This is a genomic window from Thermatribacter velox, assembly GCF_038396615.1.
GTDB lineage: Bacteria > Atribacterota > Atribacteria > Atribacterales > Thermatribacteraceae > Thermatribacter > Thermatribacter velox.
This window is the reverse complement of record NZ_CP121689.1, coordinates 1336862-1349455: the sequence shown is the minus strand read 5'-3', so window position 1 is coordinate 1349455 and position 12594 is coordinate 1336862. Positions and strand designations below refer to the sequence as shown.

The 12594-nt window shown below is 44.4% G+C and carries 10 protein-coding genes; 1 reads left to right on the top strand and 9 read right to left on the bottom strand.

What is annotated here, in order from left to right; all coding sequences use genetic code 11:
* Window positions 1-51: 51 nt before the first annotated feature.
* The 5 genes from QBE54_RS06695 to QBE54_RS06675 form a co-directional block, all read right to left on the bottom strand.
* Window positions 52-333: a DUF503 domain-containing protein gene (locus tag QBE54_RS06695; RefSeq protein WP_369017429.1), complete on the bottom strand. Its 282-nt coding sequence runs from the start codon at window positions 331-333 to the stop codon at window positions 52-54.
* A complete protein-coding gene (gene infB / locus QBE54_RS06690; RefSeq protein ID WP_369017428.1) occupies window positions 330-2258 on the bottom strand; it encodes a translation initiation factor IF-2 in 1929 nt (642 codons plus the stop codon). The genes QBE54_RS06695 and infB overlap by 4 nt, the downstream gene beginning before the upstream one ends.
* Window positions 2227-2559 (bottom strand): RNase P modulator RnpM, encoded by a 333-nt coding sequence (gene rnpM, locus QBE54_RS06685; RefSeq protein ID WP_369017427.1) that lies wholly within the window; start codon window positions 2557-2559, stop codon window positions 2227-2229. The genes infB and rnpM overlap by 32 nt, the downstream gene beginning before the upstream one ends.
* Entirely contained in the window at window positions 2531-3610 is a 1080-nt protein-coding gene (gene nusA / locus QBE54_RS06680; protein ID WP_369017426.1) for a transcription termination factor NusA, read from the bottom strand. The genes rnpM and nusA overlap by 29 nt, the downstream gene beginning before the upstream one ends.
* A 178-nt stretch (window positions 3611-3788) precedes the next feature.
* Entirely contained in the window at window positions 3789-4253 is a 465-nt protein-coding gene (locus QBE54_RS06675; protein WP_369017425.1) for a QueT transporter family protein, read from the bottom strand.
* Window positions 4254-4308: 55 nt separating this feature from the next.
* Here QBE54_RS06675 and QBE54_RS06670 point away from each other — a divergent pair, with 55 nt between their 5' ends.
* A complete protein-coding gene (locus tag QBE54_RS06670) occupies window positions 4309-6258 on the top strand; it encodes a penicillin-binding protein 1A (protein WP_369017424.1) in 1950 nt (649 codons plus the stop codon).
* Between the two features lie 9 nt (window positions 6259-6267).
* Here QBE54_RS06670 and QBE54_RS06665 read toward each other — a convergent pair whose 3' ends face one another.
* The 4 genes from QBE54_RS06665 to pheS are packed head-to-tail and all read right to left on the bottom strand — an operon-like array spanning window position 6268 to window position 12572.
* Window positions 6268-8634 (bottom strand): endonuclease MutS2, encoded by a 2367-nt coding sequence (locus QBE54_RS06665; protein ID WP_369017423.1) that lies wholly within the window; start codon window positions 8632-8634, stop codon window positions 6268-6270.
* Complete coding sequence (locus QBE54_RS06660) at window positions 8597-9160, bottom strand: CvpA family protein (RefSeq protein ID WP_369017422.1); 564 nt, start codon at window positions 9158-9160, stop codon at window positions 8597-8599. Before QBE54_RS06660 ends, QBE54_RS06665 begins: the two co-directional genes overlap by 38 nt.
* The gene (gene pheT, locus QBE54_RS06655; RefSeq protein ID WP_369017421.1) at window positions 9150-11531 is read right to left on the bottom strand and encodes a phenylalanine--tRNA ligase subunit beta; all 2382 of its coding nucleotides are present in this window, start codon (window positions 11529-11531) and stop codon (window positions 9150-9152) included. The genes QBE54_RS06660 and pheT overlap by 11 nt, the downstream gene beginning before the upstream one ends.
* A gap of 12 nt (window positions 11532-11543) precedes the next feature.
* Window positions 11544-12572 (bottom strand): phenylalanine--tRNA ligase subunit alpha, encoded by a 1029-nt coding sequence (pheS, locus tag QBE54_RS06650; RefSeq protein ID WP_369017420.1) that lies wholly within the window; start codon window positions 12570-12572, stop codon window positions 11544-11546.
* Between the last annotated feature and the right edge of the window lie 22 nt (window positions 12573-12594).

Here is a 12594-nt window from a genome sequence, read left to right as displayed (position 1 = left end):
CGACTTTTCTTTTAGCTTTTTGCAACCACTTAATGGTTCTACGCTACCTGGTCAATATATCTCCGTATTCAGGCTAGTGATTTCAAAACGTCCGTCATCTTCAAGAAACAGAACAACCCGCTCGAGAAGATTCCGTACGCCAGCTTCGTCAATTCCAATGCAGGAAACACCGAGAACGCCTTCTTTATGATTTGTTCCATTGCTTTCTTCGATTACAGAAACGTTGAATTTATTACGCAATCGCTGCTTTACGGAATTCATGACTCTTCTTTTGTCTTTAAGAGAGAAGCTTTCATTAATAAAGATGTTAATTTGACAAACACCCACTCTCATTTTTCTTCACGAATGAGATAAGCCTCCAGTATATCTCCTTCTTTAAAATCCTCGAATTGATTCAGACCTACACCACACTCGTATCCCTGCGTTACCTCTTTCACATCGTCCTTAAATCGTTTGAGCGAGCTAATCTTTAGCCCTTCTTGGATGGTTTCCCCGTTTCTGATTACCCTAACCAGAGCATTCCTCTCCAGTTTACCATCTATTATATAGCAACCTGCAACTGTTCCAGTTCTGGGAATCTTGAAGACAGCCCTGACCTCGGCTCTACCTATTACTTCTTCCACCTTTACAGGCTCTTTCATCCCCTGGATAGCCCGCTGCAGATCTTCTATCAGGTCGTAAATTATCCGGTAAGTTCTCACATCCACCTTTTCTCTCTTTGCTGTTTTTGCCACTTCGTTGGGTAGTTTCACGTTGAAACCAATGATAACTCCCGAAGAAGCTGAAGCAAGCATTACGTCGGCTTCGGTTACATTGCCAACTCCTTTGTAAATCACATTCAGTTTCACTTCATCAGTGCTGAGTTGCGAAACCGCCTTCTCCACCGCTTCTAAGGAACCCTGAAAGTCGGCTTTAAGCAATAAATTTACTTCTTTGGTTTTACCCTCTTCTCTGGCAAACAGCTCTTCGAGCGATATCAGCTCCCTTTCAGGGGTCTTAAGGTTTTTCTCTCTTGCTATTTCTGCTCTCCGTTCGGCGATAATTCTGGCTATTTTCTCGCTTTCAGTAACCATTAGCTTCGTTCCCGCAGGTGGGAGGTCAGTAAAACCGACCACTTCCACAGGAGTTGATGGTTCCGCTTCCTTCATCGGTTTTCCAAGGTCGTTGAAAAGGGAACGGACTTTACCCCACGTGGTACCAGCAACAAAGTAATCGCCAACCCTCAAGGTACCTTCTTGTACTATAACTGTTGCCACCGGACCCTTACCGCGATCTATTCTGGATTCAATAGTAGTCCCTACAGCATGCCCTTCCTTTCTGGCCTTTAATTCCAGAAGTTCTGCCTGCAACAGAATCATCTCCAGAAGCTCGGCAATTCCCTTCTTCTGGAGAGCGGAGATATTGACACATATCGTTTCTCCTCCCCACTCCTCGGGTACCAGTCCCCTTTCAGCAAGTTGCTGCTTAACCCGGTCAGGGTTTGCCCCTGGTTTGTCGATTTTGTTAATAGCTACAATAATTGGGACATCGGCTGCGCGTGCGTGCTGGATTGCCTCTTCGGTTTGAGGCATGACTCCATCATCTGCAGCGACTACCAGAACAGCAATATCGGTAACCTGAGCGCCTCTGGCTCGCATGGAGGTAAACGCTTCGTGTCCTGGAGTATCTATGAAAGTAATTTTCTGGCCATTGATTTCTATCTGATATGCTCCAATTTTTTGGGTTATACCTCCAAGCTCGGATTCCGCAACTCTGCTTTTTCGAATGGCGTCCAGAAGCGTGGTCTTTCCGTGATCCACATGACCCAGTATAGTTACCACTGGGGGGCGAGGTTGGGGTTCAAAGCTTATAGCCTCAAGGATTTTTTTCTTAACGTCTTCTTTCCACTCTATCTCCCAACCTTGCTCTCGAGCCAGTTTTTCCAGAGCCAGGGGAGGCAAAGGGTTTCGAGTGTCGAAGATGATGTTCCAGTCTGCAAGGCGGATGATGATATCGTCAAGATCTTGGTTAAACAGTTTGGCAGCATCTCGCAAGGTAACTGGCGCATCAATAGTTATGGTACGCTCCTTCTTTTTTTGCAGTTCTTCCGCTCTTTTTCGGCGATAATCTATTTCTTCCTTGATGAGTTCCACCAGGTCATCATCAATGGAACTCATATGATTCTTAACTTCGGCACCCAGGTCTTTTAAAATGTCAATTAATTCACTGGTAGGTATACCAAACTGCTCAGCAATCTTGTATATCCTTATTTTGGGCATTTTCTACCTCCTTTCCCTCCAGAGAGTTTGTTAGCAGGTGCTTTTTAAGATTTTCAATCAGTGTTTGAAATTCTTTTTGGGAACACTCCGTTTTCAAAGCCTGCGAAATTCCTTTAAGATTTATTCCGGCAACGCATTCTGGTTTAGGACATACATAAGCTCCTCTACCCGCCTTTTTGCCGGTATCGTCCACCAAAAGCTCTCCCTGGGGGGTCTTCACTATCCTTATTAGCTCCTTTTTGGGTTTTCTTTCACGACACCCTACACACATTCTAAGGGGTATCCTGCGTTTCTTCACCATCACCAATCTCCTCTTCTTCGCCAACAGGTATTCCCTTAATATCTATTTTCCATCCTGTTATTTTTGCCGCAAGTCTTGCGTTTTGACCCTCTTTCCCAATAGCCAGGGAAAGCTGGCTTTGGTCTACGTATACCGTAGCAACCCGCTGCTCTTCGTCAAGCTCAACCCTTTTTACTTCGGCAGGATTGAGGGCTTCAGCAATAAACTCTTCTGGTCTTTCGCTCCATAAAATAATGTCAATCTTTTCTCCTCGTAACTCGTCTATGATATTTCTTATTCGAGACCCTCTGTTGCCAATGCAGGCACCAATGGGGTCGATTTTTTTATCGCGTGCCTCGACTGCTACTTTAGACCTCACTCCAGGCTCTCTGGCTATCGCTTTTATGTCAACCAGTCCATCGTGAATTTCGGGGATTTCGAGCTCCAGAAGTCTCCGCACCAAGCCAGGGTGTGTCCTGGAAAGAATGATTTTTGGTCCTTTGGTAGTTTTACGCACTTCTACAATGTAAAACTTCATTCTCCCTCCAGGACGATATACCTCGGATGCAACCTGCTCTGGAGCAGGAAGAATGCCGGTGGTCTTCCCAAGATCCACTATGATGTTGTTCCCCTCCTGATAGCTAATCAGACCGGTAATCACTTCTCCTTCTTTTTCATAAAATTCTTCATAAATCAGCTCTCTTTCAGCCTCTCTAATGCGCTGCAAAATCACCTGTTTCGCAGTTTGAGCAGCGATTCTTCCAAAGTTGTGAGGGGTTATCTCCACTTCAACCCAGTCTCCAATGTCAGCTTCCAGGCCCTGTTTTCTAACTTCTGTTAGAGAAATTTCGGTTGCCCGATCTTTGGGGTTCTCCACCACCAGTTTTTTGGCCAGTACCTTTATTCTTCCACTCACCGGGTCAATAACTACAGATACCCCTTTGTGGGAACTCTTAAAATTCTTGCGATATGCTGACAAAAGTGCGGCTTCCACAGCCTGCTTAAGGGTCTCTTTTGGAATGCCTTTAGTTTTTTCTATCTGCTCTATGGCCTCAAATATTTCTCTACTCATGCTAACCCCCTGTCTGATGAGGTTAAACCCTGCCCTTGGCGAACGTCACAAAAAAAGAACAAAGAGTGGGCCGTAACCCACTCTTTTGAAATCAAAGGACGTCTCGCACAATATTTTAAGGCAATTTTTGTCTTAATGCAAATTTATCGTCTCAGCTAAAAGCTGATCGCAGTTGAAATTATTTACTAAAGTGAGACCTATTTCTTTTCATTAAGAAATGCAACACAGGATATCCAATAGCCAAACAGGCGATACTTTCTCCCAGCATGATATAAGCCACTGAATACCAGTAAGGCACTTTCAAAATAAAAGCGAGGTAGGCAGACACACCAAAAGCATTGAGAAAAATGGGAGGTAGTGGAGCAAGCCATGCCCTGGGTGCTCGAGAAGTCAGGTATCCAGCAAGCAAGGTGAGTAGGCTTCCAAAAATGACATCGTATATTCCTATGTTACCTGCAAGGTTGGCAAGCAAACATCCCAGAGTGAGCCCCCAGATGGCTTCAGGATAAATGAAAGGCAAAACAGTAAGAGCTTCCGCCACTCTCACTTGGATTGGTCCATAGGAAAGAGTGTAGAAAGGAGGAAGCACAGTGAGAACAACATAAATGGCGCAGATAAAAGCGGCTCGAATTAATTTTTTCATTTACGCTGCCTCCATTGACTGAGATTGAGTTTAATATATTATAGAAAAAACATTCTTGAAAGAACGAACCAAATTGAAAAGAGAGAACAATAAAAAGAAAAAATCTACGTCATTTTTGCGGTGGGTATTTGCTTCTTTTCTGGTGGGTTTGTTAACCGGGATTGTTGCTGTGGGATTGGCCTGGTTTCTTTGGGGAAGCGAGCTCAAAGCGGTATCCGCCCAGATTGACAGTTTCCGACCCAAATTCACCACCCGGATTTACGATGCAAGAGGTCGCCTGGTGGACGAGGTTTTTGTGGAAAATCGCGAGTTTGCCAGTTTTGAAGAAATACCAGAAATCTTAAAAAAAGCGTTCATTGCCAGCGAGGATCAGCACTTTTATTCTCATCCCGGTGTCGACTTAACGGGTATTGTACGAGCCTTTCTGGCTAACATCGAAAGAGGTTGGGGAGCTGAGGGAGCAAGCACGATAACACAACAGCTGGCCCGAAACCAGTTTCTGGAACTTAGAAAAACTTTCGATAGAAAAATCAAAGAAGCCATGCTTGCCATTCTGCTGGAAAAAAAGTATCCCAAGGAAAAGATACTTGAAGCCTACTTGAATCAGATTTACTTTGGACATGGTGCCTATGGAGTCAAGAGTGCTGCTCGGGTTTTCTTTGGGAAAGACCTTTCCGAGCTGAATCTTGCCGAATGTGCCATGTTAACCGGGATAGCCCGTTCACCGTACAACTTTTCCCCTTATATTGACTTCGAAGCAGCGCAGAGACAGCAAAGAAGGGTCCTGGAAAGAATGCAGGAGTTGGGATTTATTACCCAGAAACAGAAGGAAGAGGCTTTAGCAACACCCATCGTACTTGCGGGTCTTGAAAAGAAACACTCACCAGCCCCCTATTTTGTCGATTTTGTTTTGAAAGAGCTTTTAAAGCTTTATGACGAAGAAATGGTTTTTGGAGGAGGCCTAAAAGTATACACTACCTTGGACCTTGATTTACAGAAAAAAGCAAAGGAAGCACTTCTGGAAAGTGGTTTTCAGGGGGCCATACTGTGCATGGACCCTGCTACAGGCTTCATTAAAGCTATGGTTGGCGGCAGAGACTATCAGGAAAGTAAGTTCAACCGTGCCTACCAGGCACATCGTCAACCCGGTTCTACTTTTAAGCCCTTCATCTATACTGCAGCCATGGACAGTGGTTTTACACCCAGTAGCATCATCGTCGATGAACCAATCACTTTTCCCAATGGATGGGAACCTCAAAACTATGACCGTCGCTTTCGAGGTGAAGTAACCTTAAGAGAAGGGCTCGAAGAATCCATCAACATTGTAGGCATTAAGCTACTCCAGGAAGTTGGCATTGATAGGGTTATCGAATATGCAAGGAAAATGGGTATACAGAGTCCGTTGCGCAAAGATCTCTCTCTGGCTTTGGGCACCTCTGAGGTAACGCTTCTTGAGCTGGTGAGGGCTTACAGTGCTTTCGCTAACCAGGGTAAAATCCCGCAACCTGTAGCCATACTTAGAGTCGAAGACTTCGATGGTAAAGTGATTTATTCTAACTCTCCTTCAGTTAGGCAAGCTATCTCTCCTCAAACCGCTTACATTATGGCCCGACTCTTGGAAGGAGTCCTCCTGAGAGGTACCGGTAAGCGAGCCTACTTTGGTCGACCCGCTGGTGGGAAAACTGGAACCACTGAAGACTACGTTGATGCCTGGTTTATCGGCTTTTCTCCTCAACTGGTTTGCGGAGTCTTTGTTGGCAATGATGATCGTACTCCTCTTGGTCCCAGTAAAACGGGAGGTGTAGTTGCTGCTCCCATTTTCAAAAAAGTTATGGAAGCTTATCATCGGGATCTTCCGGTCAAAGATTTTACTAAGCCTTCCGGGGTTGTAGAGCTGGAGGTTTGTGCTAAAAGTGGGCTCCTTCCTTCTTCCACTTGTCCTCGCGTGAAAACCGCTTTCAAGGAAGGTACAGAACCAACCTTTATCTGCAATCAGCTACATTGATTAAACACTCTACTTGAGCTTTACCACGGTTACTCCTAAACCACCCTCTTGAGGAGTTCCAGTACGGAAACTTTCTACAAAGGGCTGCTGCTTCAAGTATTCATGAGTAATTTTACGCAAAACTCCTTCTCCTTTACCGTGGATTATGTACACTGTTTTAAAACCAGCAACGAGGGCTCGATCCAGGTATTTTTCAAGCTCCATGAGTGCTTCCTGCTGGGTAAGTTTGCGTATTTCCAGTTCGTTGGTAATAGTCTTTTTTGAGGGGACAGACACCCTTACTGGGGAAGAGTTTTGAAAAGCTTCTTCTTGTTCCACACTCTTCAGTTCACCTTTAACTATTTTGTCCAAGGGAACTTTTACTTTTTGGCCCTTGATTTCCACAATAGCTCTTTTTTTCCTCGTATTTACAGAAATTACTCTACCCCACTTTTGAAAGTCGGGGAGATAAACGTGTTCCTCTCTTTCGGGAACATAAGCTTTCTTTTTCTCCTCAGCCTCAACCTGCAAAGCTTGAAGATGTTTTTTGCTCTGAGCGATTACTTCTTTAAGTTCCTGATAAACGGTCTCATTCAAGGCGTTTTCCTTTCGCAATTTACCCACCTTGTTGGCTATTTCCTGTTGAGTTTTACGAAGATATGCCTGCATTGTGGCAGCGAACTCCGCTACCACTTCTTTTCTCTTCTTTTCGAGTTCTTCTTGAAGCAAGTGCAGCTCTCGTTCCTTGCTGCTAAGCCTTTCCTCTTTTTCTCGAAGCCTGGATAGAATCTCTTCCATTTCTTTCTCTTTTTGTTCAAGCGAAAGCAGAAGGTTGTTGACCACCAAGTAATCCTGGTCTATTTTCTGCAATGCTCTTTTTATAATTTCCTCAGGCATGCCTATAAGTTCAGCTACCTTAATACCAAAGCTACTACCAACCTTTCCTGTCTTAAGCTTGAAGGTCGGCCTAAGAGTAACTGGATCAAATTCTAAAGAAGCAGACTTGATTTTTTGGTTTTTGTCGAAGGCAAATTTAATTTTAGGCAAGTGCGTGGTAGCAACACAGAGAACACCCTTTTCAGCCAGGAACTCTAAAAGGGCAACGCCCAGTGCAGAACCTTCTTCGGGGTCGGTGCCACTTCCAATCTCGTCGATAAGAAAAAGGGAATCGGGTTTGAGTTGAGATATAGCTTCCTTTAATTTAGACATTCTGGACGTGAAAGTGCTCAGATTGTTTTCCAAGTTCTGATGATCTCCTATATCCACATATATTTCTTCGAGCAAGGGAATAACTGAACCTTCCCCAAGAGCTGGTGGAATACCACAATGCGTAAGGTACACGTTCATGGCCAGAGCTTTGATGAGAACAGTTTTCCCCCCCGCGTTAGGTCCGCTAACCACCATGACCGGTTGTGACGAGTTTATATCAAGGTCAAAAGGTACAGCTTTTTCCCCCAAAAGAGGATGTCTACCCTCTTTGATGTACAACTGGTTTTTACTCAATGACGGAACACAGCCTTTCCAGGTGCAAGCAAGCGTTGCTTTGGCCTTAATGAAATCGAGCTGAACCAGGTTGTAAAAGCTACGTTGAAGAGCTTCGAGCTGAGTGCGCAGCAGGTCGGAAACCCGGCTAAGTATGCGCAGTATTTCTTCCTGTTCCTGAGAACGAAGGATTTCAATCTGATTATTTAGCTGCAAAATGGGTTGGGGTTCGATAAAGACGGTTGAACCGCTCGAAGAGGAATCTATGACAATTCCCTGAATCTTAGAAGCCTGGCTTGCTTTAACAGGTATAACATATCTTCCCCTGCGGACAGTATGTATTGCCTCCTGCAATAGTTTTTTTTCGTAGTAATGTCGAACCAAATTTCTCATTACTTGCTCTATTTCTGCCTGAAGGTGCTGGATCCTGGTTCTAATCTTAAGTAGATTGGCACTGGCTGTATCCAGAACCTTGCCCTCAGGAGATACTGTCTTCTCAAGTTCTCTTTTGACCTCACTCAGGTCATCAATTTTCTGGAAATATTTTTTTAGAGAAGGATATTTCTCATCAAGAGACAAAGAACGAACGGTGTTTTTTAGATTAGACGCTATACTGGAGAGACGGAGTATTTTGATTAACTCTTCAGGGTATAAAATACTTCTTTCTTTTGAAAGCTTGTTCAGGGTTTCCCGCAGGTCCTCAAGCTGGTCGAAGTCCAAGCGAGTGTCAAAAGTTAGCATCTCCATATACTCTTTAACTTCCCATAAGCTCTGGGCAATTTCTTCACTCGAAGCGAGAGGTTTTATCTGCATGACCCATTCCCGGGTCAAGCCACAACTGCAGCTTTTAGAAAGCCTTTCAACGATTTTATGAAAATCAAAACTCTTCAAGATCTCTTGAGAAAGTGCTTTCATCTTCTTCCAGACCTTTTTGAAATATATCCTGTAAAAGCTCGGTGTTCGGTATCTGGGCGGTCCAGGAATACAAATAGATTAGCGAAGGCTTAGTTATTTCCTTGTACAGGAAAGAGTGTTTCACTCCCCTGTCCAGGAAATCCAAAAACTGAAAGTTCGCTATTAGCACCGTTATAACTATAACCCAGAGGACACCCTTGACTATTCCAACCGGTATTCCCAGTAGAGAATCAACCCAGGTAACACCCAGAGTCTTGAAAAGGGTGCGAAAGCGAATGCCGATCCAGGAGAGTACAAAAACGCTGGGCAGAAAAAAGAGTAAAAAACCAGCTATTAACAACAACAAACCATTACTTACGGGCAGTAAAAAACCAGCTACCTGTGCTCCCCATCTTAACCCCAGAATAACTCCGACAACCACTCCGCATAGACTCAAAAACTCCCGACTGAACCCCCGTACCGAACTCACAACAATGTTCAGCAAAATTATAACGAATCCAATCAGGGTGTACCAATCAGTGATCAAACGTCACGAATTCCTCCCTTAGATGTACCCCCTTTACTTGCTTCAGTTCGCTTTTGATGCCTGAAATCCATTCTTCAACTTCTGTTTCATCAAGCGTCTTTTGGGAAGAACGAAAAACAATGCGGACAGAAATTCCCTTTTTGCCAGGCGGAAGGGGTTTGCCCTGAAACAGATCAAAAATTTCTATTTTTTCAACCGGGATAGCTTCTGAAACCACTTTTGTTCTAATTATTCTCTGAATTTGCTGCCACGATATATCGATATCAGTTACCAGAGAGATGTCCCGGTACGCTGCTGGAAAAGCTGGTATTTCTCGCAACTTAAACTCGTTTTCAGATGGAACCAATTCAAACAATTCCTGGAGAGAAAGTTCGCAAACAAAAACCTTTCCCCAGAAATCAAACTTCTTTACCAGTTCTCCACTAAGCTTGCCTACCCAGCCCAGATTTCGCCCTTTAACTTTCAGCGCGCAGGAAAAAGGCTCTTCGAGAAAAGGATAAAATCGAGGCACAAGTTCGAAGTCTTCGTTGCCAACACCACTGATTTCCAACACTTCTTCGATTAAGCCTTTCAGAGCGAAAAAGTCTTGTTCTCCTTCTTTGCTCCATAACAATGGCCTTGAGTTACCACAAAGCGCCACAAAAATTGCGTTAGTTTCAGAAAATGGCTGATCTGCTCCCTTGTCCAGACGCGAGAAGGTTTTACCTATTTCAAAGAGACCCCAATCGGAATTCCCTACAGTTACGTTGTTTTTTATGACCTCTATTGCAGAACACAGAAGAGCAGGGCGTAACACAGAGTGTTCTTTGGTGATGGGGTTATTTATGGTTACCAATCTCTCCCTAAAACCAATAGCTTCTGCCGTCTGCTGATTAATTAGGGAGAGAGAAATAATCTCTTTCAAGCCTCGATTGACTAAAAAACTCCTGATTTTTTCTTCGTATTTCTTGTGAGGATACGGATTCCCCGGATCGAAAGGAAAACTGGGTATCGTGGCAGGAATTTTGTGGTAACCGGTGATTCTTCCTATCTCTTCTGCAAGGTCTACCTCCTGGGTAATATCGTGCCGCCAAGAGGGAACTGTGACTTGAAAGGAATCTTGCCTTTCAAAACTTATTTCAAAACCAAGTCGCTCCAAAATGGAAACGACTTCCTGTTGTGAAGTTTCAAAACCCAGGATTTCTTCAATCCCCCTTTTTTTGCAGGTAATGACTCTTTTTTCTCGAGGTAGGCTTCCAGCCAGCAACCACTGCCTGTTAATGCGACCACCAGCCAGCCTTTGCATCAAGTGCAAGGCTCTCTGGGAAGCAAATAGTACCATTCCGGGATCCACTTTCCGTTCAAACCTCGAAGAAGCCTCAGTTCGTAGACCAAGCTGCCGCGAGGTTTTTCTCACCGAATGAGGGGCAAAAATTGCTGCCTCCAAAAAGATGGAAGAAGTGTGATAAGTAACTTCAGAATCCAAACCTCCTATTACACCCGCAATCGCTATGGCCGAAGTAGCATCTGCAATCACCAGATGGGAAGGATTGAGAGTGCGCTCTACTCCATCGAGGGTCCATATTTTTTCACCAGAGAAGGCTCGGCGGATGATTACCTTCTTACCGCGAATTTGCGCGGCATCGAAAGCATGAAGAGGCTGTCCGGTCTCCATCATAACCAGATTAGTAATGTCCACCACGTTGTTTATGGGTCTGAGTCCAAATAGACAGAGTTCTTTTATGAGCCACCAGGGAGAGGGTTTTATTTCAACATCCCTGACCAGTTTTCCAGAATAAAACGGGCAAAGCTCTTCGTCCTGATTTTCTATGGTAAATTCTTCTTCCCAGTCTTCTTCGCTCAAGGTCACTTCCGGAAGGATAGGCTCCAATCCAAAGCCCGCCCCGATTTCGCGAGCAAGCCCCGCTACGGAAAGACAATCACCTCGGTTAGAGGTTATTTCCAAATCCAGGATGGGGTCATTTCCAATCAGAATTTCAAACAGAGGTTCTCCCTCGGGAATTTCGGAGTCGATAACTATAAGAAAGGGAAAGAGCGTATCATTTTTTCCGTCTTTCCAGGGTACAGGGGAAGGTCTATTCCCATCGCTTAAATTAATCATTACTTTACTACCTAAGGGCGGTACCCCCCACTCTTCCACCTTGATTTGGTAGATTTCAGAACCACACTTGACTGTGCAATACGCAATACCGTTTGCTTTTTGAATCTCAGTAAGCACTGCTGAAAACAGGCGTTCTTCAAATAGCTCCTTAGGATATGAAATTCTCTCCACCGTGAGCCCCTGATTGGTAAGCTTGTCAGCCAATTCTTCCGGTGAAAAAGAAACATCGTCCAGTAAGAACCTTTTCAATACTGCAATGGGTAGCTTCATATTGCCTTTCTCCTATCGAAAGGTTTTGAACTGGTCAAGGAAACGTACATCGTTATTATAAAACCATCTGATATCGGGAATACCATATTTTAACATGGCAATTCTTTCTACACCCATTCCAAAAGCAAAACCCCGGAAGCGTTCAGGATCATACCCACCATTTCTTAAGACCTGAGGATGGACTAATCCCGCTCCCATTATTTCCAGCCATCCGCTATAACCACAGGAGCGACAACCCTCCCCCCCACACACGCCACAACTGATATCCACTTCACAACTTGGCTCGGTAAAGGGGAAATAGCTGGGTCGAAAACGTACCTCGCGTTCCTCTCCAAATAGCCTTTTCGTAAAAACCTGAATGGTGCCCTTAAGGTCTCCCATGGATATCTTCTCTGCAACCACCAACCCTTCTACTTGATGGAACATGGGGCTGTGCGTTGCATCAAACGCGTCTCTGCGAAAACACTTTCCAGGGACTATGACCTTGATGGGAGGCTGGTATTTTTGCATCACTCTTATCTGTGCTGGGGAAGTGTGGGTGCGCAGCAAAAAGTTATCCTCGAGATAAAATGAATCCTGTTCGTCTCGTGCTGGGTGGTCAGCAGGTATATTCAAAGCTTCAAAGTTGAAATATTCAGTCTCTATTTCAGGACCTTCTTCAACGCGGAACCCCAGAGTTTGGAAAATCTCTATAATTTGCCGTAAAGTGATAGTCAGAGGATGAAAAGAACCACACCAACTCCTTTTGCCAGGAAGGCTCAGGTCAACAGTCCTTTCGGTCTGGGCTCTGGCTTTTATTTCTTGAGCCTTTTTCTCGAGCAAAAAGGAAATTTTTTCTTTGAGTTCGTTCAGCTTCCCACCTATAACCTTTCTTCCCTGTGGCTCCAAGTCTTTCAGGTTTTTGAACAACTCATTAATTTTACCCTTGCGACCTATAAACTTGCCCTTCAACTGGTTCAATGAAGATAAGTCCTCAATGTTTTCCAGTTCCTTGAGGAACTCAGAATAATAGGAGTCAAAATCCACATTCTGGATTTTCATTCTCGCTTTTTGCCTCCCAGAC